The sequence below is a fragment of the Pediococcus inopinatus genome (genome assembly GCF_002982135.1).
In the GTDB taxonomy this organism is placed as follows: Bacteria; Bacillota; Bacilli; order Lactobacillales; family Lactobacillaceae; genus Pediococcus; species Pediococcus inopinatus.
Window position 1 is genome coordinate 503,425 of record NZ_CP019981.1, and the last position, 20,088, is coordinate 523,512.

General features: G+C 38.9%; 29 protein-coding genes. 27 read left to right on the top strand and 2 right to left on the bottom strand.

Annotated elements, in window-relative coordinates:
- The first annotated feature begins 26 nt into the window (after nucleotides 1–26).
- A complete protein-coding gene (gene rpoC, locus PI20285_RS02525) occupies nucleotides 27–3,668 on the top strand; it encodes a DNA-directed RNA polymerase subunit beta' (RefSeq protein ID WP_057771848.1) in 3,642 nt (1,213 codons plus the stop codon).
- 74 nt (nucleotides 3,669–3,742) lie between these two features.
- On the opposite strand, the gene PI20285_RS02530 is transcribed toward rpoC, so the two are convergent.
- Nucleotides 3,743–4,426, bottom strand: coding sequence for a prepilin peptidase (locus PI20285_RS02530; RefSeq protein WP_057771851.1), 684 nt, complete (start codon nucleotides 4,424–4,426; stop codon nucleotides 3,743–3,745).
- Between the two features lie 339 nt (nucleotides 4,427–4,765).
- Here PI20285_RS02530 and rpsL point away from each other — a divergent pair, with 339 nt between their 5' ends.
- The 3 genes from rpsL to fusA all read left to right on the top strand — a co-directional run bounded on the left by rpsL (nucleotide 4,766) and on the right by fusA (nucleotide 7,898).
- The gene (gene rpsL / locus PI20285_RS02535) at nucleotides 4,766–5,179 is read left to right on the top strand and encodes a 30S ribosomal protein S12 (RefSeq protein ID WP_046871289.1); all 414 of its coding nucleotides are present in this window, start codon (nucleotides 4,766–4,768) and stop codon (nucleotides 5,177–5,179) included.
- Between the two features lie 13 nt (nucleotides 5,180–5,192).
- The gene (gene rpsG / locus PI20285_RS02540) at nucleotides 5,193–5,663 is read left to right on the top strand and encodes a 30S ribosomal protein S7 (protein ID WP_057771852.1); all 471 of its coding nucleotides are present in this window, start codon (nucleotides 5,193–5,195) and stop codon (nucleotides 5,661–5,663) included.
- Nucleotides 5,664–5,798: 135 nt separating this feature from the next.
- Nucleotides 5,799–7,898 (top strand): elongation factor G, encoded by a 2,100-nt coding sequence (fusA, locus tag PI20285_RS02545; RefSeq protein ID WP_057771854.1) that lies wholly within the window; start codon nucleotides 5,799–5,801, stop codon nucleotides 7,896–7,898.
- Between the two features lie 61 nt (nucleotides 7,899–7,959).
- Here fusA and PI20285_RS02550 read toward each other — a convergent pair whose 3' ends face one another.
- A complete protein-coding gene (locus PI20285_RS02550; RefSeq protein ID WP_057771857.1) occupies nucleotides 7,960–8,514 on the bottom strand; it encodes a cysteine hydrolase family protein in 555 nt (184 codons plus the stop codon).
- A gap of 313 nt (nucleotides 8,515–8,827) precedes the next feature.
- On the opposite strand from PI20285_RS02550, the gene rpsJ reads away from it, so the two are divergent.
- Genes rpsJ through PI20285_RS02665 form a run of 23 tightly spaced genes read left to right on the top strand, consistent with a single transcriptional unit; the run spans nucleotide 8,828 to nucleotide 20,013 of the window.
- On the top strand, nucleotides 8,828–9,136 hold the full coding sequence (rpsJ, locus tag PI20285_RS02555; RefSeq protein WP_046871293.1) for a 30S ribosomal protein S10: 309 nt from the start codon (nucleotides 8,828–8,830) through the stop codon (nucleotides 9,134–9,136).
- Nucleotides 9,137–9,183: 47 nt separating this feature from the next.
- Nucleotides 9,184–9,819: a 50S ribosomal protein L3 gene (gene rplC / locus PI20285_RS02560; RefSeq protein WP_057771859.1), complete on the top strand. Its 636-nt coding sequence runs from the start codon at nucleotides 9,184–9,186 to the stop codon at nucleotides 9,817–9,819.
- 18 nt (nucleotides 9,820–9,837) lie between these two features.
- Nucleotides 9,838–10,461, top strand: a complete 624-nt coding sequence (gene rplD, locus PI20285_RS02565; protein WP_057771860.1) for a 50S ribosomal protein L4 — start codon at nucleotides 9,838–9,840, stop codon at nucleotides 10,459–10,461.
- On the top strand, nucleotides 10,461–10,748 hold the full coding sequence (gene rplW / locus PI20285_RS02570; protein WP_057771863.1) for a 50S ribosomal protein L23: 288 nt from the start codon (nucleotides 10,461–10,463) through the stop codon (nucleotides 10,746–10,748). Before rplD ends, rplW begins: the two co-directional genes overlap by 1 nt.
- A gap of 26 nt (nucleotides 10,749–10,774) precedes the next feature.
- Entirely contained in the window at nucleotides 10,775–11,623 is an 849-nt protein-coding gene (rplB, locus tag PI20285_RS02575) for a 50S ribosomal protein L2 (RefSeq protein ID WP_057771865.1), read from the top strand.
- 29 nt (nucleotides 11,624–11,652) lie between these two features.
- Nucleotides 11,653–11,940, top strand: coding sequence for a 30S ribosomal protein S19 (gene rpsS / locus PI20285_RS02580; RefSeq protein WP_057771867.1), 288 nt, complete (start codon nucleotides 11,653–11,655; stop codon nucleotides 11,938–11,940).
- A 12-nt stretch (nucleotides 11,941–11,952) separates the two neighbouring features.
- Complete coding sequence (gene rplV, locus PI20285_RS02585) at nucleotides 11,953–12,300, top strand: 50S ribosomal protein L22 (protein ID WP_057751157.1); 348 nt, start codon at nucleotides 11,953–11,955, stop codon at nucleotides 12,298–12,300.
- A gap of 12 nt (nucleotides 12,301–12,312) precedes the next feature.
- Nucleotides 12,313–12,984, top strand: a complete 672-nt coding sequence (gene rpsC, locus PI20285_RS02590) for a 30S ribosomal protein S3 (RefSeq protein ID WP_057771869.1) — start codon at nucleotides 12,313–12,315, stop codon at nucleotides 12,982–12,984.
- 2 nt (nucleotides 12,985–12,986) lie between these two features.
- Nucleotides 12,987–13,421 carry a 50S ribosomal protein L16 gene (rplP, locus tag PI20285_RS02595; RefSeq protein ID WP_057771871.1) on the top strand — a complete coding sequence of 145 codons (435 nt, stop codon included), beginning with the start codon at nucleotides 12,987–12,989 and terminating at the stop codon, nucleotides 13,419–13,421.
- Nucleotides 13,411–13,605, top strand: coding sequence for a 50S ribosomal protein L29 (rpmC, locus tag PI20285_RS02600; RefSeq protein ID WP_046871302.1), 195 nt, complete (start codon nucleotides 13,411–13,413; stop codon nucleotides 13,603–13,605). The genes rplP and rpmC overlap by 11 nt, the downstream gene beginning before the upstream one ends.
- 26 nt (nucleotides 13,606–13,631) lie before the next feature.
- Entirely contained in the window at nucleotides 13,632–13,898 is a 267-nt protein-coding gene (rpsQ, locus tag PI20285_RS02605; RefSeq protein ID WP_057771873.1) for a 30S ribosomal protein S17, read from the top strand.
- A 54-nt stretch (nucleotides 13,899–13,952) separates the two neighbouring features.
- Nucleotides 13,953–14,321: a 50S ribosomal protein L14 gene (gene rplN / locus PI20285_RS02610; RefSeq protein ID WP_057771875.1), complete on the top strand. Its 369-nt coding sequence runs from the start codon at nucleotides 13,953–13,955 to the stop codon at nucleotides 14,319–14,321.
- A 33-nt stretch (nucleotides 14,322–14,354) separates the two neighbouring features.
- Nucleotides 14,355–14,666, top strand: coding sequence for a 50S ribosomal protein L24 (rplX, locus tag PI20285_RS02615; RefSeq protein WP_057771877.1), 312 nt, complete (start codon nucleotides 14,355–14,357; stop codon nucleotides 14,664–14,666).
- A 25-nt stretch (nucleotides 14,667–14,691) separates the two neighbouring features.
- Nucleotides 14,692–15,234: a 50S ribosomal protein L5 gene (gene rplE / locus PI20285_RS02620; RefSeq protein ID WP_057771880.1), complete on the top strand. Its 543-nt coding sequence runs from the start codon at nucleotides 14,692–14,694 to the stop codon at nucleotides 15,232–15,234.
- 18 nt (nucleotides 15,235–15,252) lie between these two features.
- Nucleotides 15,253–15,438: a type Z 30S ribosomal protein S14 gene (locus PI20285_RS02625; RefSeq protein WP_074693903.1), complete on the top strand. Its 186-nt coding sequence runs from the start codon at nucleotides 15,253–15,255 to the stop codon at nucleotides 15,436–15,438.
- A 33-nt stretch (nucleotides 15,439–15,471) separates the two neighbouring features.
- Nucleotides 15,472–15,870 carry a 30S ribosomal protein S8 gene (rpsH, locus tag PI20285_RS02630; RefSeq protein ID WP_057771881.1) on the top strand — a complete coding sequence of 133 codons (399 nt, stop codon included), beginning with the start codon at nucleotides 15,472–15,474 and terminating at the stop codon, nucleotides 15,868–15,870.
- A 29-nt stretch (nucleotides 15,871–15,899) separates the two neighbouring features.
- Nucleotides 15,900–16,436 (top strand): 50S ribosomal protein L6, encoded by a 537-nt coding sequence (rplF, locus tag PI20285_RS02635; RefSeq protein ID WP_057771883.1) that lies wholly within the window; start codon nucleotides 15,900–15,902, stop codon nucleotides 16,434–16,436.
- 34 nt (nucleotides 16,437–16,470) lie between these two features.
- Nucleotides 16,471–16,836: a 50S ribosomal protein L18 gene (gene rplR / locus PI20285_RS02640; protein WP_057771885.1), complete on the top strand. Its 366-nt coding sequence runs from the start codon at nucleotides 16,471–16,473 to the stop codon at nucleotides 16,834–16,836.
- Between the two features lie 21 nt (nucleotides 16,837–16,857).
- Entirely contained in the window at nucleotides 16,858–17,361 is a 504-nt protein-coding gene (gene rpsE / locus PI20285_RS02645) for a 30S ribosomal protein S5 (protein WP_057771887.1), read from the top strand.
- A 12-nt stretch (nucleotides 17,362–17,373) separates the two neighbouring features.
- Entirely contained in the window at nucleotides 17,374–17,556 is a 183-nt protein-coding gene (rpmD, locus tag PI20285_RS02650; protein ID WP_046871311.1) for a 50S ribosomal protein L30, read from the top strand.
- A 29-nt stretch (nucleotides 17,557–17,585) separates the two neighbouring features.
- A complete protein-coding gene (rplO, locus tag PI20285_RS02655; RefSeq protein WP_057771889.1) occupies nucleotides 17,586–18,020 on the top strand; it encodes a 50S ribosomal protein L15 in 435 nt (144 codons plus the stop codon).
- The gene (gene secY / locus PI20285_RS02660; RefSeq protein WP_057771891.1) at nucleotides 18,020–19,333 is read left to right on the top strand and encodes a preprotein translocase subunit SecY; all 1,314 of its coding nucleotides are present in this window, start codon (nucleotides 18,020–18,022) and stop codon (nucleotides 19,331–19,333) included. The genes rplO and secY overlap by 1 nt, the downstream gene beginning before the upstream one ends.
- 20 nt (nucleotides 19,334–19,353) lie before the next feature.
- The gene (locus PI20285_RS02665) at nucleotides 19,354–20,013 is read left to right on the top strand and encodes an adenylate kinase (RefSeq protein WP_057771893.1); all 660 of its coding nucleotides are present in this window, start codon (nucleotides 19,354–19,356) and stop codon (nucleotides 20,011–20,013) included.
- Nucleotides 20,014–20,088: the final 75 nt, after the last annotated feature.

A 20,088-nucleotide genomic window follows, 5' to 3' on the forward strand; every position in this document is an offset into this window, starting at 1 on the left:
AATAAATCAAGAAGGAGGTCGATCCTTTGATCGATGTCAATAAGTTTGAAAGCATGCAAATTGGGCTCGCATCACCTGACAAGATCAGAAGTTGGTCATATGGTGAAGTTAAAAAGCCAGAAACGATTAATTATCGGACTTTAAAGCCTGAAAAAGATGGCTTGTTCGATGAGCGAATTTTCGGACCAACAAAAGATTACGAATGTGCCTGTGGAAAGTACAAGCGGATTCGTTATAAGGGAATTGTCTGTGACCGTTGTGGTGTTGAAGTTACTAAGTCAAAAGTTCGTCGTGAACGAATGGGCCATATTGAATTAGCCGCTCCTGTTACACACATTTGGTACTTTAAAGGTATCCCAAGTCGAATGGGACTTGTTTTAGACATGAGTCCTCGGGCTCTTGAAGAAATTATTTACTTTGCTTCATACGTCGTAATTGACGCCGGTAAAACACCTTTGGAAAAGAAACAATTATTAACTGAACGTGAATACCGTGAAAAGCTTGGCGAATATGGGAATACATTTAATGCCAAAATTGGTGGAGAAGCTATCAAAGAACTTCTCCAAGATGTTGATCTTGAAAAAGAAGCTGAAGTTTTAAAAGTTGAATTAAAAGATGCTTCCGGTCAAAAACGGACACGTGCAGTGCGTCGTTTAGACATTATTGAGGCCTTTATTAAATCTGGTAATGAACCAGACTGGATGGTAATGGATGCCATTCCCGTTATTCCACCGGATTTACGACCAATGGTTCAATTAGATGGGGGACGTTTTGCCACATCTGATTTGAATGATTTATATCGTCGAGTAATTAACCGTAACAACCGTTTGAAACGCTTGTTAGATTTAAATGCACCTGGAATTATCGTTCAAAACGAAAAACGGATGTTACAAGAAGCCGTTGATGCTTTGATTGATAACGGTCGTCGTGGCCGTCCAGTTGCTGGTCCAGGAAATCGTCCATTGAAGTCTCTTTCACACATGTTGAAGGGTAAGCAAGGACGTTTCCGTCAAAACTTACTTGGTAAACGGGTTGATTATTCTGGTCGTTCTGTTATTGATGTTGGACCTTCACTTAAGATGAACCAAATGGGCTTGCCAGTTCCAATGGCTTTGGAATTATTCAAACCATTTATCATGAAAGAATTGGTTTCTCGTGGCTTAGCTTCTAACATTAAGAATGCCAAGCGTAAGATTGATCGTAAAGATGACGATGTTTATGATGTCTTAGAAGACGTTATCAAAGAACATCCAGTTCTTTTAAACCGTGCACCTACTTTGCATAGACTTGGTATTCAAGCATTCGAACCTACTTTAGTTAGTGGAAAAGCAATGCGTTTGCATCCATTAGTTTGTGAAGCTTACAATGCCGATTTTGATGGAGATCAGATGGCTATTCATTTGCCTTTATCAGACGAAGCACAAGCCGAAGCTCGTTTGCTTATGTTAGCTGCTCATCATATTTTGGCACCTGCAAATGGAAAACCAGTTGTAACGCCATCTCAGGATATGGTTATTGGTAACTACTGGTTAACTATGGAACGTGAAAATAGCAACGGCGAAGGCATGATCTTTAAAGATCTCAATGAAATTCGTTTAGCTATGCAAAATGGTTATGTTTCTGAGCATTCACGAATTGGTTTGCAAGTAAGTTCAATGCCAAAGAAACCATTCACTGATGAACAACGTCAGCAAATTTTGGTTACCACAGTTGGTAAAGCCATTTTTAATGACATTTTACCAGGTGGCTTAATTTACTTGAACGAACCTACTAATGAAAACTTGGTAGATGGCACACCAGATAAGTATTTCTTAAAGGCTGGTGAAGACATCAAGGCTTTCATTAAGGATCAACCATTGATTCCACCATTCAAGAAGGGATTTTTAAGTGACATTATTGCGCAAGTTTACAAGCAATATAAGGTTACAGAAACTTCTCTACTTTTGGATCGGATGAAGGACCTTGGCTATGATATTTCAACAAAATCTGGCTTAACAGTTGGGATTGCTGATATTACCGACTTGAAGGAAAAACCAGAAATCGTTAATGCTGCTCATAAACAAGTAGCTACGGTTACAAAACAATTCCGTCGTGGTTTAATTACTGATGACGAACGATACGAACGAGTTGTTGGAATTTGGAACGATGCTAAAGATGCTATTCAACAAAAATTGATGGAGAGTTTTGATCCTCAAAATCCAATTTACATGATGAGTGATTCTGGTGCTCGTGGTAACATTTCTAACTTTACTCAGTTAGCTGGTATGCGTGGATTGATGGCTGCCCCTAATGGTAAAATTATGGAATTACCAATTCTTTCAAATTTCCGTGAAGGACTTTCTGTTTTGGAAATGTTTATTTCAACTCATGGTGCTCGTAAAGGTATGACTGATACGGCCCTTAAGACGGCCAACTCAGGGTACTTGACTCGTCGTTTGGTTGATGTTGCTCAAGACGTTATTGTGCGTGAAAAAGATTGTGGAACCGACCGTGGTTTAACAATTTCATCAATTGTTGATGGTAATGAAGTGATTGAGTCCTTGTATGACCGGATCTTAGGCCGTTACACACAAAAATCAGTTTATAATCCTGAAACAGGTGAAAAGATCGTTGGCAAGAACGTCATGATTGACGAAGATATTGCTCAAAAAGTTATTGATGCTGGTGTTGAGACTGTTACTATTCGTTCAGCATTCACATGTAACACGCGTCATGGTGTTTGTGAACGTTGTTATGGACGTAACATGTCAACCGGTGACCGTGTTGAAGTTGGTGAGGCAGTCGGAACTGTTGCTGCTCAGTCAATTGGTGAACCCGGAACACAGCTTACTATGCGTAACTTCCATACTGGTGGTGTGGCTGGTAACGAAGATATTACCCAAGGACTTCCTCGTATTCAAGAAATTGTGGAAGCACGTAATCCTAAAGGTCGTGCGGAAATTACTGAAGTTACAGGTACTGTTGAATCAGTTGAAGAAAATCCCGCAGAACGTACTAAAGAAATTACGATCAAGGGTGAAACTGATACCAGAACTTATACTTTGCCAATCACAGCTCGGATGAAGATTGCAGAAGGCGACTTTATTCATCGTGGTTCTGCAATGAATGAAGGCTCAATCGATCCTAAGGAAATGTTGAAAGTTCGTGATGTACTTTCAACTGAAACTTATTTATTGGGTGAAATTCAGCGTGTTTACCGTATGCAAGGTGTAGAAATCTTGGATAAGCATGTGGAAATCATGGTTAGACAGATGCTTCGTAAGATTCGTGTTATGGATCCTGGCGATACAGATGTTCTTCCTGGTACCCTGTTAGATATCAATGATTTCAAAGATGCTAACTACAAGACATTAATTGCCGGTGGCATTCCAGCGACTGCCCGTCCTGTTTTACTTGGAATTACTAAAGCTGCTTTGGAAACAAATAGTTTCTTGTCAGCTGCGTCATTCCAGGAAACAACCCGAGTATTAACTGATGCTGCAATTCGTGGTAAGAATGATCCACTTGTTGGTTTGAAGGAAAATGTTATTATCGGTAAGATCATTCCTGCTGGAACAGGGATGCCTGATTACCGTAAGATTATTCCAAAGACCGTTGGTGGAAAAGTGGCAGAACCTAAGTCACTCAGCGATGTTGAAAAAGAAATGGATACTGAAACATCTAAATAGATGTAGTTAGTTCCATTAAACAAAAGGCAGTGCTTGATTTTTAAATCAGGCGCTGCTTTTTTGAATACATAGGATTAAAACGGGAGCAAAAAATAGCCGAAAGCTAAATACGGGATAAAAGGGATCTGTCGCGGAACGATTTTTTGAAAAATGAGTGTGAAACTTAAACAAGTTAAAGACGCAAAAAAAATAATTGCTGGAAGTGATTGGATACCATGCAGAATAGCAAAAACGAAAATGAGTTCAATATCGGCTTCACCAAAACCTTTAACTATATTGGAAAATTGAAAATGAGAAAATATACTTATTAAAAGAAAAAAAGCTAAAAGTAAGTTGATCGTACTTGGATGTTTTAAAAGCCCCAGTATTCCGAGAACCCCAATTAGACAGACGTTTACACAAGTGTGAGTTAAATCGTCTAAACTGAGATAGATTAAAATAGTGGCGGTCAGTAAATTCATGGTAAGAGGTAAAGGGTGGTAGGTGACAAAAGAAATTTGTAAATAAAGTAAACCCAAAGTCAGTTCAACCAAACAAGAGTTAGGCGGAAATGGTTGCTTGCAGTAACGACATTTACCGTTAAGGACACAATAACTAAGGATTGGAATGAGATCATAAGTCCGTAGCAGGTGATGGCAAGTGAAACAATGAGATCGTGGGCTAATAATTGATTGACCAAGATCAATGCGATCTATACAAAGTGTTAGAAAAGAACCAATAATTGTACCGATTATAAAAAAATAACTGTGAATAAGCATATTAAGACCTCCATTAATTATAAGTACGGGTTTTAAGAACTTTTTAACGAATAATCAGGTGAATATTTTTACGCTGTAATTTTCAATTAGCTTTTAAAAAAGGCGGTGCATCAGGAGTTATTTAAAAATAATTGACGAAACATCATTGACAAGTTATGCGGATGATGATAATCTAAAAAAGGTGCTTTTGTGGACAGGTTCTGTATTAGACAGACATGCTGACTGGAAACAGTGGTACAAAGCGATGTTCAGGCGCGTTTTTTTATAACAAAAAAAGGACCACCTGGATGTGTGTGCTTAAACTAAAAAGATTTTAAATTTGGAAGGGGAAACAAATCAATGCCTACAATTAACCAATTGGTTCGTAAGGGCCGTCATTCACACGGTTCTAAATCGAAGGCTCCTGCTTTGAATTATGGCTACAATAGCATGAAGAAAAAAGCAGTTGCTAACCCAGCTCCACAAAAACGTGGGGTTGCAACTCGTGTCGGAACTATGACACCTAAGAAACCTAACTCTGCTTTACGTAAATATGCTCGTGTACGTCTTTCTAACTTGATTGAAGTTACAGCATACATCCCAGGAATTGGCCATAACCTTCAGGAACATAGTGTTGTGCTTATCCGTGGGGGCCGTGTTAAGGATTTACCTGGTGTACGTTATCACGTTATCCGTGGTGCACTTGATACAGCCGGTGTTACAGATCGTAAACAAAGCCGTTCTAAATACGGTACAAAGAAACCTAAGAAGTAAGGAGGTAGTTTAAATGCCAAGAAAAGGCCCAGCATCAAAACGTGAAGTATTACCTGATCCAATTTATAACTCAAAGTTAGTAACTCGTTTAATTAACCATTTAATGTTAGATGGTAAACGTGGTACAGCTTCAAAAATTCTCTATAATGCATTTGATCTTATCAAATCCGAAACTGGTAACGAACCAACAGAGGTATTTGATGAAGCAATGAAGAACATTATGCCAGTTCTTGAAGTTAAAGCTCGTCGTGTTGGTGGTTCTAACTACCAAGTACCTATTGAAGTTCGTCCAGATCGTCGATCAACATTAGGTCTTCGTTGGCTCGTGAATTATTCACGCCTTCGTGGTGAACACACAATGACAGAACGTCTTGCTCGTGAAATCATGGACGCTGCAAATAATACAGGTGCTTCAGTTAAAAAGCGTGAAGATACACATAGAATGGCTGAAGCCAACCGAGCATTCGCTCATTATCGTTGGTAATTTTCCACTTGTTGCTTAAGCCAATTTGATTTGGAGAGCAACAACGAATGGCTATTATATGGAGCCCATATAGTAGTCATTTTTTCTAAATTTGATTATTTAACCATTCATTCGAAGGGAGAAACATTTTTTACTATGGCTAATAAACGAGAATTTCCACTTGAAAAGACTCGTAATATCGGAATCATGGCCCATATCGATGCCGGTAAAACGACTACTACAGAGCGGATTTTATACTACACAGGTAAAATTCATAAAATTGGTGAAACTCATGATGGAGCTTCACAAATGGACTGGATGGCACAGGAACAGGAACGTGGAATTACAATCACGTCTGCTGCAACTACTGCTGCTTGGAAAGATCACCGAATTAACATCATTGATACACCAGGACATGTTGATTTCACTATTGAAGTTGAACGTTCATTGCGTGTTTTAGATGGTGCAGTTGCGGTCCTTGATGCACAAGCAGGTGTAGAACCTCAAACTGAAACAGTTTGGCGTCAAGCATCTGATTACAGTGTTCCTCGGATTGTTTTTGCAAATAAGATGGATAAAGTTGGTGCTGACTTTGATTTCTCTGTTCAATCACTTAGAGATCGTTTACAAGCAAATGCTTTACCAATCCAAATGCCAATTGGTGCCGAAGATGATTTTGAAGGGGTCATTGACCTTGTTGAAATGAAAGCTGATCTTTACGATGAAGATAAGCTAGGTACTGAATGGGATACAGTTGATGTTCCTGATGATTACAAAGAAGAAGCTGAGAAGCGTCGGACTGCAATGATCGAACAATTAGCTGATATTGACGATGACATCATGGAAAAATACCTTGGTGGAGAAGAAATCAGTAAGGATGAAATCAAGGCTGCTATCCGTAAGGGTACTTTGAACCTTGAACTCTTCCCTGTATTAGCTGGTTCAGCTTTCAAAAACAAAGGTGTTCAAATGATGTTGGATGCCGTTGTTGACTACTTACCATCACCATTGGATGTTAAACCATACAATGCTGTTGATCCCGAGACAGACGAAGCCGTTGAATTAATTGCCGGAGACGACAAACCATTCTCTGCTTTAGCATTTAAAGTGGCTACAGATCCTTTCGTTGGTCGTTTGACTTATATCCGAGTTTATACAGGAACATTGGAATCAGGTTCTTATGTTTTGAACTCTACTAAAGACAAACGTGAACGTGTTGGTCGTTTGCTACAAATGCATTCTAATCACCGTCAAGAAATCCCAGAAGTTTTCTCAGGTGATATTGCAGCTGCTATTGGTTTGAAGAATACCACAACTGGTGATTCTTTAACTGATCCTGATCATCCATTACATTTGGAATCAATGACTTTCCCAGATCCAGTTATCCAGGTTGCCGTTGAACCAAAATCTAAAGCTGATCAAGATAAGATGGATATTGCTTTACAAAAACTTGCTGAAGAAGATCCTTCATTCAAGGCTGAAACAGATCCTGAAACCGGTGAAACATTAATTGCCGGAATGGGTGAGTTACATTTGGATATCATTATTGATCGTATGAAACGTGAGTTTAACGTTGAGGCATCTGTTGGTGCACCTCAAGTTGCTTATCGTGAAGCCTTCACAAAACCTGCTTCTGCACAAGGTAAGTTTGTGCGTCAGTCTGGTGGTAAAGGTCAATATGGTGATGTTTGGATTGAATTTACACCTAACGAAGAAGGAAAAGGATTTGAATTCGAAGACGGCATCGTTGGTGGTGTTGTTCCTCGTGAATTCATTCCAGCTGTAGAACAAGGTTTACGAGAAGCTTTGAATAACGGTGTGCTTGCCGGTTATCCATTAGTTGACTTGAAGGCTAAGTTATACGATGGTAGTTATCATGAAGTCGATTCTAGTGAAGCTGCATTTAAGGTAGCTGCATCAATTTCACTTCATAATGCTGCTAAAAAGGCTGCTCCAGTAATTTTGGAACCCGTTATGAAAGTTGAAGTTCGTGTTCCTGAAGAGTACATGGGCGATATCATGGGCCAAATTACTGCTCGTCGTGGACGTGTTGAAGGTATGGAAGCTATCTCTGGTGCTGAAGAGATTCATTCATTCGTACCTCTTTCAGAAATGTTTGGTTATGCCACAACATTGCGTTCAGCTTCACAGGGCCGTGGAACGTTTACAATGACATTTGATCATTACGAAGCAGTTCCTAAGTCAATTCAAGAAGAAATTATCAAGAAAAATGGCGGTTCTTCAAGTAAGGACTAATTAATTTTAATTGATAGAAAAAAACCTCCAAACAGTGAAAGCTGCTTGGAGATTTTTTGTGTTAAATGATTTCGGCACCTAAACAAGTTTTGAAGTGATTCAAAGCCCATTTATGCCCAGCTGGATCAAAACTTGCGACTGCAGACGCGGGAATTCTAAGCTGATAATTCAGGTTATACGCAGAAACTGCGGTGTGTAAAATGCAAATGTCTGTATACACACCAACTAAAGTTAACTTCTTTATATGACGACTACGTAAAAAGTTATCGAGATTTGAATTTACAAACGCGCTATAACGATTTTTATTATAGTAATAAACTTGAGAGCTATTTTGATTTTTCTGATACCATTGTTGAACTTGATCGTAAAGTTCATGTCCCCAAGTTTCTGCAAGGTTATGGGGCGGAAAAAGCTTTGTCTCAGGATGGTAGGGATCGTTTAAATCGTGTAAATCTGTCGGAAAAATAATAAAATTTCCTTTTTGTTTAAATTCATTTGCTAATTTAATGATTTGAGATTGAATTTCTTGTCCTGGTTTAGCGGTTGTTAGCGAACCTTGGTCAGCCACAAAATCATTTGTATAGTCTATAATAAGTAAAGCTTCCGCTGATTTCATTAAATAATCCTCCGATTTATTCTTAAGTATAATTGTTTTGATGATAGTAATCATCTTCTTTGATTGTTACAAATTGATTACATTTTAAGAAAGTAAGGATTAATTGGCTTAAAGGCCTTGTAAAGCCCGGGTTTATCTAGTAATATAGACAAGTACTTGAGTTTTGACGGGTGAACTATGCCCATCAATTCAGGTAAAACAAGGAGCTTTGATGTGAAAGGTTGCGACACACCCGGCCGCTTTGCCATGAGGGTGCGGCGGTAATTTTCACGGAGCAAGTCTCATTTTTAAAATAGACGAAGGAGGGAACACAATGGCAAAACAAAAAATTCGTATCCGTTTAAAGGCATACGAACATCGTATTTTAGATCAATCCGCAGACAAGATTGTCGAAACTGCAAAAAGAACTGGTGCCACAATTTCTGGTCCAATTCCATTACCAACAGAACGTACAATCTATACGGTTTTAAGTTCACCGCATAAATTCAAAAAGGCTCGTGAACAGTTTGAAATGCGTACACATAAGCGTTTGATCGATATCGTTAACCCAACACCAAAGACAGTTGACTCATTAATGAAGTTAGACTTACCCAGCGGTGTGGATATTGAAATTAAGCTTTAGTATTTAGATCTATATTTTAAAGAAACAAACACATTGGAGGTGTACTCATGACCAAAAAAGGAATTTTAGGAAAAAAGATTGGTATGACCCAAGTCTTTACAGACAACGGCGAGTTAGTTCCAGTTACCGTTGTTGATACAACGCCAAACGTTGTATTACAAGTTAAAACCGTTGAAAGTGATGGTTATAACGCAGTGCAATTAGGGTTCGATGACAAACGTAAAGTGCTAAGTAACAAGCCTGAACAAGGACATGTTGCAAAAGCAAATACGAATCCTAAACGGTTCATCCATGAAGTTAGAGATGTTGCATTGGACGAATTAAAAGTCGGAGATACAATTAGTGCTGACTTATTCGCTGCAGGTGATATCGTTGACGTCACTGGTACTACCAAGGGACATGGTTTCCAAGGTAATGTCAAAAAAGATGGACAACATATTGGTCCGATGGCACATGGCTCCCGTTATCATCGTCGTCCAGGTTCTCTCGGTGCTATTATTAACCGAGTATTTCCTGGAAAGAAGTTACCAGGACGTATGGGTAACAATACACGAACTATTCAAAACCTTGAAATCGTTAAGGCTGACACAGAAAACAACGTATTGTTGATTAAGGGAAATGTCCCTGGATCAAAGAGCTCATTCTTAGTTGTTAAGAATGCAGTTAAGCCACATAAAAAGTAGAAAGGAGGACTAAATTAAATGACAAGCGTATCTTTATTTAAACAAGATGGTACAAAAAATGGCGACGTTGAACTTAACTCAGACATTTTTGGTATCACACCAAACGATAATGTGATTTTTGAAGCTGTGATTATGCAACGCGCATCAATGCGCCAAGGCACACATGCTGTTAAAAACCGTAGTGCAGTTCGTGGTGGTGGAAGAAAGCCGTGGCGTCAAAAGGGAACTGGTCGAGCACGACAAGGTTCAATCCGTTCACCACAATGGCGTGGCGGTGGTATCGTCTTCGGTCCCACACCTCGTTCATATGCTTACAAGTTGCCAAAGAAAATGCGTCGTTTAGCACTGAAGTCAGTACTTTCACAAAAAGTATTGGATGACAGTTTGTTAGTTGTTGATGATTACAGCTTTGAACAACCAAAGACAAAGGCATTTGCCCAATCACTCGACAGCTTAAAAGTTTCGACGAAAGCATTATTAGTCCTTGAAGAAGATAACGAAGCAACTGCTCGTGCAGCTCGCAATCTTGAAAACATCAAAATCGTTTCACCAAGTGGTGTTAATGTATTAGATGTTATCAACAGCGATAAGCTTATTATCACTAAAAAGGCTCTTTCTCAAGTAGAGGAGGCTCTCGCATAATGGAATCACGTGATATTATTTTACGTCCAGTCGTCACTGAATCATCAATGGCTGAAATGGACAATAAACGCTATACATTCGATGTTGATACTCGTGCAACGAAGACAGAAGTTAGAAAAGCTGTTGAAGACGTTTTTGATGTTAAAGTTGTTAAAGTAAATGTTATGAATGTTAAAGGTAAATTGAAGCGTCAGGGACGTTATTCTGGTTATACTAAGAAACGTCGTAAGGCAATTGTCACTTTGTCTGCTGACTCAAAAGAAATCAAATTATTCGACGAAGAATAATTAATAAAATATAGGAGGAAAAACACGTGGGGATTAAGAAGTTTAAACCAACGACAAATGCTCGTCGTGGTATGACGCAGCTTGATTATAGCGAAATCACCAAGACGACTCCTGAAAAATCGTTACTTGAGTCTCAAAAACATACGGCCGGTCGTAATAACTCTGGTCGAATGACAGTTCGTCATCGTGGCGGTGGTAACAAGCGTCAATATCGTGTTATTGATTTCAAACGAATCAAAGATGATGTTGCTGCAACAGTTAAAGCCATTGAATACGATCCAAATCGTACTGCTAACATTGCTTTAATTGGCTATGATGATGGTGTTAAGGCATACATCATTGCACCAAAAGGATTGAAGGTTGGTGACAAAGTTCAATCTGGACCTGATGCAGATATTAAAGTTGGAAATACATTACCATTAACCAATATTCCTGTTGGTACTATTATTCACAACATCGAATTAAAGCCTGGCAAGGGTGGCCAATTGGCTCGTTCTGCTGGTGCTTCAGCTCAATTGCTTGGTAAAGAAGGAAAATATGTTCTTGTACGTTTAGCTTCATCAGAAGTTCGTATGATCTTATCTACTGGCCGTGCAACTATTGGTGCTGTTGGTAATGAAGAACATGAACTTGTTAATGTTGGTAAAGCTGGCCGTACTCGCTATGCTGGACAACGTCCACATGTTCGTGGATCTGTAATGAACCCTAACGATCATCCTCATGGTGGTGGTGAAGGTAAAGCACCAATTGGTCGTCCATCACCTCTTTCACCTTGGGGTAAGAAGACTATTGGTAAGAAGACACGTAACAAACGGAATAAATCAAATAAATTTATTGTTCGTGGTCGTAAACGCGGTCGCTTAGGTAATATTTAGTTGAAAATTTCCCTAAAGGAGGTTTCATAATGGGTCGTAGTTTAAAAAAAGGACCATTTGCAGATGAACATCTTTTGAAAAAGATCGATGCACAAAAAGATCAAGAAAAGAAATCTGTAATTAAAACATGGTCACGTCGTTCTACAATTTTCCCAAGTTTTATCGGTTATACAATTGCTGTCTATGATGGCAGAAAGCATGTCCCAGTTTATATTCAAGATGACATGGTTGGCCATAAGCTTGGCGAGTTTGTACCAACGCGTACATTCCATGGTCATGGTAATGGTACCGACGATAAAAAGACAACTGCTAAATAAGGAGGATGAATCATGGCTGAACAAGTAACATCTGCACATGCAACTGCAAAAACTGTTCGCATTGCCGCTCGTAAGGTTCGTTTAGTAGTTGATCTTATTAGAGGAAAAAGCGTCGCAGAAGCAATTGCAACTCTTAAATTTACACCAAGAGGCGCATCGCCAGTAGTAGAAAAAGTTTTAATGTCTGCTGTAGCGAATGCTGAAAATAACTTTGATTTAGATCGCGAAGATTTGGTTGTAAGTGAAGCTTATGTCAATGAAGGACCAACGTTAAAACGTTTCCGTCCACGGGCAAAAGGTTCTGCTTCACCAATCAACAAGAGAACAAGTCATATTACAGTAGTCGTATCTGAGAAATAGGAGGGAACACGCGTGGGTCAAAAAGTAAATCCAAATGGATTTCGTGTTGGTATCATCCGTGACTGGGAAGCAAAATGGTATGCTGAAAAAGATTTTGCTAACTACTTGCGTGAAGATTTACAAATTCGTAAATTCATCTCAACTAAGCTTGCCGACGCATCTGTTTCCAATGTAGAAATCGAACGTGCTGCAAATCGCGTTAACGTTTCTATCCATACCGCAAAACCAGGTATGGTCATTGGAAAAGGCGGATCCGAAGTAGAAAGCTTACGGAAACAATTAAATGAGCTTACAGGTAAACGAGTTCATATTAATATTATTGAAATTAAGAAACCTGATTTAGATGCTAAATTAGTTGGCGAAAACATTGCTGCTCAACTAGAAGGCCGTGTCGCTTTCCGTCGAGCAATGAAACAAGCAATGCAACGTACAATGCGTTCAGGCGCTAAGGGTATCAAAACCCAAGTTGCTGGACGATTAAACGGAGCAGATATGTCCCGTGTTGAGCATTACTCTGAAGGAACAGTACCTTTGCACACATTACGTGCTGACGTTGATTATGCTTGGGTCGAAGCAAGCACAACATACGGTCGTTTAGGTGTTAAAACTTGGATCTACCGTGGAGAAATCTTGCCAGAAGCAAAGAGTTCCAAAGGAAATTCTAAAGAACAAGGAGGGAAATAATCATGCTAGTACCAAAACGAGTTAAGTTCCGTCGTGTGCATCGTGGTAAGATGCGTGGTGCCGCAAAAGGCGGTAAAACTGTTACATTCGGCGATTTTGGTTTACAGGCTTTAGATTCACATTGGATCTCAAACCGTCAAATTGAAGCAGCCCGTGTTGCTATGAACCGTCACATGAAACGTGGCGGTAAAGTTTGGATCAAAATTTTCCCTCATAAGTCTTACACTTCAAAAGGTGTAGGTGTTCGTATGGGTAATGGTAAAGGTACTCCCGAAGGTTGGGTAGCACCAGTGAAACGCGAAAAAGTGATGTTTGAAGTTGGTGGTGTTGATGAAGAAACTGCACGTGAATCATTACGTCTTGCTTCAATGAAATTACCAGTAAGAACAAAGATCATCAAACGCGAGGAAGTAGGTGGCGAATCAGATGAAGGCTAAAGAAATTAATGAATTAACCACTGATGAGATGCTTAAAAAGGAGCAAGATTATAAAGATGAGCTTTTCAATTTACGTTTCCAATTGGCTACTGGTCAATTAGAAAATACAGCTCGTTTAAAGCAAGTTCGTAAGAACATTGCCCGAATCAAAACTGTTTTACGTCAAAAAGAGTTAAGTAAGTAGAAGAATACGAAGGGAGGACTTACCACATGAGTGAGGAACGTAACGCTCGTAAAGTATATCAAGGTAAAGTTATTTCCGATAAAATGGAAAAAACTATTACTGTTGAGATTAGTACTACCAAAAAACATCCTGTTTATGGCAAACGTGTTAAATATTCAAAGAAAATTAAAGCACATGATGAAAATAATGAAGCTAAAATTGGCGATGTCGTAAAAGTTATGGAAACCCGTCCGTTGTCCGCAACAAAACGTTTCCGTTTAATTGATATTGTTGAAAAAGCAGTTATTATCTAAATTTTGTTATTTAAACTCGTATTCTGATACAAAGATGGAAGGAGGACACTAACTGTGATCCAACAAGAAAGTCGTTTAAAAGTTGCTGATAATTCTGGAGCACGTGAGATTTTAGTAATTAAAGTTTTGGGTGGTTCTCGTGTTAAATTTGGTTATATTGGTGATATTATTGTTGCTACTGTCAAACAAGCAACACCAGGTGGCGTTGTCAAAAAGGGTGACGTTGTCAAGGCTGTAGTTGTTCGGACAAAAACTGGTGCACATCGTGCTGATGGCTCATACATCAAATTTGATGAAAATGCTGCAGTTTTAATTAAAGATGATAAGAGCCCACAAGGAACACGTATCTTTGGCCCCGTTGCACGTGAATTGCGTGACAAAGATTTCATGAAGATTGTTTCTTTGGCCCCTGAAGTATTGTAATTAAGGATCGGATCGAAGGAGGTGCAACACGACATGTTCGTAAAAAATGGTGACAAAGTTCGCGTAATTAGCGGCAAAGAAAAGGGCAAGGAAGGAACAATTACAAAAATCCTTGCTAAACAAAATCGCGTTGTTGTAAAAGACGTAAACAAAGTTAAAAAACATCAAAAAGCTAGCAACACTAATCCCCAAGGTGGCATTATTGATGTTGAAGCAGCAATTGATGCTTCAAACGTGATGTTAATTGATCCATCTACAAATGAACCTACTCGTGTAGGCTATAAAGTAGTAGACGGTAAAAAAGTACGTTTTGCCAAAAAATCTGGCGAAACAATCGATAAATAATTCATGAAAGGAGGAAAAATTTTTCATGTCTAACCGATTAAAAGAAAAATATGTTAAAGAAGTTACCCCAGGACTCATGAAGAAGTTTGAATATACTTCAGTTATGCAAACACCTAAGGTTGATAAAATCGTCTTGAACATGGGTGTTGGTGATGCAACAACAAATGCTAAAAACCTTGATGAGGCTGTTGAAGAATTAACTTTAATCTCTGGTCAAAAACCATTGGTTACAAAAGCTAAAAAATCAATTGCTGGTTTCCGTTTACGTGAAGGTATGTCTATTGGTGCAAAAGTTACGCTTCGTGGCGAACGTATGTATGACTTCTTAGATAAGTTAATCAACGTTTCTTTACCACGTGTTCGTGATTTCCACGGTATCAGTGCTAAAGCATTTGATGGTCGTGGTAACTATACACTTGGGGTTCGTGAACAATTAATCTTCCCTGAAATTGATTATGATAATGTTAACCATGTACGTGGTTTAGATATTGTTATCGTAACAACCGCAGAGACAGATGAAGAATCTCGTGAATTGTTGGCACAAATGGGAATGCCATTCGAAAAGTAAACGAAGGGAGCAATTAACTTGGCAAAAAAATCATTAGTTATTAAGAGTCAACGTCCTGCAAAGTATTCGACACAGAACTACACACGTTGTGAACGTTGTGGCCGTCCACACTCTGTATATCGTAAATTTCATCTTTGCCGTATTTGCCTTCGCGAATTAGCTCATGAAGGCCAAATTCCTGGCATGAAAAAAGCAAGCTGGTAAAATTATACCGGAGTAAAAGGAGGGTAAACATTAATGTCTATGACTGATCCTATTGCAGATTTCTTAACACGTATTCGTAACGCCAACATGGTGCGTCATGAATCATTGGAAGTTCCTGCATCAAAAATCAAACGAGATATTGCTGAAATTCTTAAGAATGAAGGCTTTATCAAAAATATCGAATATGTCGATGACGACAAACAAGGTATTATTCGTGTATTTCTTAAATATGGTAAAAACAAAGAACGCGTTATTACTGGCTTGAAACGTATTTCAAAACCTGGTTTACGTTCATATGTTAAAGCTGATGACGTACCTAAGGTCTTAAACGGTTTAGGTATTGCTATTATTTCAACATCTGAGGGTGTAATCACTGATAAAGAGGCTCGTGCCAAAAAAGTCGGTGGCGAAGTTTTAGCTTACATTTGGTAAAATTTTAAAAGTAAGGAGGTGCCATTAAATTGAGTCGTATTGGTTATAAAGCTGTAGAAATTCCATCAGGCGTTGAAGTTAAAGCCGATGGTGATCAAGTAACTGTCAAAGGTCCTAAGGGTACATTAACACGTACTGTTAGCACGGAAATCACAATGACTGTTAAAGACAATGTGGTTACGTTTGACCGCCCAAGTAATGATAATAAAATGCGTGCCTTACATGGTGCAACTCGTGCCAACTTCAATAACATGGTTGACGGAGTTACAAAGGGTTACAAGAAAGAACTACAATTGGTTGGTGTTGGATATCGTGCACAACTTAAAGGTAAGACTTTAGTTTTGAACTTAGGTTATTCCAACCCTGTTGAATTAGAAACTCCTGCTGATATTGAGTTAGAAGTTCCTGACAATACACACGTTAATGTTAGTGGAATTAGCAAACAACATGTTGGCGATTTTGCTGCTGAAATTCGTGCCGTTCGTTCTCCAGAACCTTATAAAGGTAAAGGTGTTCGCTATGTTGGCGAATATGTTCGTCTTAAAGAAGGTAAAACTGGTAAGTAATGCCGCATAGGCTAATCATTAGAAAATTTTAGAGGTGAAAATTGTGATTTCAAAACCAGATAAGAATAAAACACGTCAAAAGCGTCATTTACGTGTTCGTAGCAAGATTTCTGGGACTGCAGAGTGCCCACGCTTAAATGTATATCGTTCAAATAAAAACATCTACGCTCAAGTAATTGACGACGTAGCGGGTGTAACGCTAGCAAGTGCCTCAACATTGGACAGTGAAGTTAGTGAAGGTTCAAAAGCTGAACAAGCAAGTTCTGTTGGTGCTTTAGTTGCAAAACGAGCAGCAGCAAAGAAAATCGAAAAGGTCGTTTTTGATCGTGGCGGTTACTTATACCACGGACGAGTTGAAGCATTAGCTGAAGCAGCTCGTGAAAATGGACTTAAATTCTAAGATAAGGAGGGAATACCGTACATGTCGAATTATATCGATCCAGAAAAGTTAGACTTGGAAGACCGTGTTGTTTCTATCAATCGTGTAACAAAGGTTGTTAAAGGTGGACGTCGTCTTCGTTTTGCTGCTTTAGTTGTTGTTGGCGATAAAAATGGTCACGTTGGTTTTGGTACTGGTAAGGCTCAAGAAGTTCCAGAAGCTATTCGTAAAGCCGTTGAAAATGCTACAAAGAGTTTGGTCCAGGTACCAATTATTGGCACAACCATCCCTCACGAAATCATCGGTGAGTTTGGTGGCGGACGAATTTTGTTGAAGCCTGCTGAAGAAGGTTCTGGTGTTGCAGCCGGTGGTGCTGTTCGTGCCGTTATGGAACTTGCAGGAGTTGATGATGTTACAAGTAAACGTTTAGGTTCAAATACACCTGTTAACGTTATTCGTGCAACATTTGAAGGCTTAAAAGGTTTACGTAGTGCTGAGGAAATTGCTGCTTTACGTGGCGTTTCAGCAGATCACTTGGCTGAATAAGGAGGAACAATGATGGCTCAATTAAAAATTACACTTATTAAAAGTGCGGTACATCGCCTCCCAAAGCAACGCAAAATTGTTAAAGAATTAGGTTTGGGACGGGTTAACAGCTCAGTTGTCTTACCTAATAATGAGGCGACTCGTGGTGCAATTTTCCTTATTGCCCATTTAATCGAAGTTGAAGAAGTTAAATAATTTAAATTAGTTAGGAGGTGCTGAAACTTATGAAGTTAAATGAATTAAAACCTAGCGAAGGTTCACGTCGCGAACGTAACCGTCTTGGCCGTGGAACATCATCTGGTAATGGTAAAACATCTGGTCGTGGTCAAAAGGGACAAAAAGCACGTAGCAAGGTTCGTTTGGGCTTTGAAGGTGGGCAAATGCCACTTTATCGTCGTATTCCAAAACGTGGATTTACTAACATTAACCGTAAGGAATATGCGATCGTTAATCTTAATGACTTAAACGCCTTTGATGAGGGTGCAGAAATTACACCTGAAGCACTTTTAAAGGCTGGAGCTGTTAAGAAAGCACTTAGCGGTGTTAAAGTTCTTGGTAGTGGTGAGTTATCAAAGAAACTTACAGTTAAGGCTAACAAGTTCTCAGAAAGTGCAGTAAAAGCAATTGAAGCTGCAGGCGGCAAAACTGAGGTGATTTAATGCTATCGACTATCAAAAACGCTTTTAAAGTAAAGGATATTAGAAATAAAATTCTGTTTACACTAGGTGTTTTGATTGTTTATCGTTTAGGTGCGTATATCACAGTTCCTGGGATTAACGCCAAAGCATTACAAAGTGTTGCTTCCTCCGGATTGGTTGGCATTCTAAATACATTTAGTGGTGGTGGCCTATCCAATTACTCTATTTTTGCGATGGGGGTTTCCCCATATATCACGGCTCAAATTGTTATTCAACTTTTACAAATGGACATCGTGCCCAGATTTGTAGAGTGGAGTAAACAAGGAGAGGTTGGACGTCGAAAGCTAAATCAAGCTACAAGATATTTAACTATTATCTTGGCATTTGTTCAGTCAGTCGGAATTACAGCCGGATTTAATGCTTTAAGTAGTTTAAATCTAGTCGAAAATCCAAGTGTTCAAACTTACATTACAATTGGATTGATTTTGACTGGTGGTACAATGTTAGCAACTTGGTTGGGTGATATGATTACTGACCGGGGCCTCGGAAACGGGGTTTCAATTCTAATTTTTGCCGGGATTATTGCTCGGACACCAACAAGTATGTATCAAATTTATCAAGAACAATTTGTCGATACGGCAAAAAGTGATTGGTGGAGCAGTTTCTTATTCGTTGGTGCGCTGATTATCGCAGTTTTAGTTATTGTTATATTTGTCACTTGGGTTCAACAAGCTAGTCGTCGTGTGCCAATTCAGTACACTCGCCGTGCTTCTGGAGCTTCAGACAGCAGTTACTTACCGTTAAAGGTTAACGTAGCTGGTGTTATCCCTGTTATTTTTGCAAGTTCGTTTATCGCAACGCCTCAAACTATTTTGATGGCTTTTGCGAATAACCATGCGCAAGATACTTGGTACAAAGTGTTGTCAGATGTATTCAATATGCAGACAACAGATGGTGCAATTCTATATACTTTCTTGATTGTTGTATTCACATTCTTCTATGCTTTTGTTCAGGTTAATCCGGAAAAGCTGGCAGAGAATCTTCAAAAACAAGGGAGTTATATTCCTGGAGTTTGGCCTGGTCATGAGACGCAGAGTTATGTATCTCAACTTTTGATTCGTTTATCAGTTGTGGGTTCGTTATTCTTAGGATTAGTTTCACTAATTCCTTTAATTGCGCAAGACCTGTGGAACTTAGATGAATCAATTGGATTAGGCGGAACGAGTTTACTAATTGTTGTTGGTGTTGCGATTGAAATTATCAGTCAAATTGATGGCTTAATGATGAAGCGTGAATACGTCGGATTTATTAGGACACCAGAGCAAACCGATTAAAAACGGAGGGCAAAGATAATATGTCTACACTTAATCTTGTATTAATGGGATTACCTGGTGCTGGTAAAGGTACGCAAGCACAAAAAATAGTTGATGAATTTGAAATTCCTCATATTTCCACGGGTGACATTTTCCGTGCAGCAATGAAAAATGAAACTGAAATGGGACTTGAAGCAAAAAAATACATTGACCAAGGTAATTTAGTTCCTGATTCTGTTACAGACGGTATTGTGGCGGATCGTTTAGCTGAAGACGATACAAAAGTCGGCTTTATGCTGGATGGATACCCAAGAAATCTCGAGCAGGCACAGGCATTGGATTCAATGACTGCAAAGCTTAATAAGCCAATTAGTGCAGTTATCAACATTCATGTTGATGCAGATGTGCTAGTTGAACGTTTGTCAGGTCGATTCATCTGTAAGAACTGTGGTGCAACTTATCATAAGTTGTACAACAAGCCTAAGGTAGAAGGAACTTGTGACGTTTGTGGTCACCATGAATTTTACCAACGTGAAGATGATAAACCCGAAACCGTAAAAAATCGTATTGAGGTTAATACAAAGCTGAATACACCACTCATTGATTTTTATAATGATAAGAAATTATTGTATACAGTTAATGGTGATCAAGATATCAACGATGTATACCGAGAAATTCAAAAGGTATTACGAGCTATTTAATGCTTGCCTGTTCATTATTACCAGTTAATTTTGTTTGTTTGCAAATGAAATTACCTTATGGTAAACTTGTTCAGG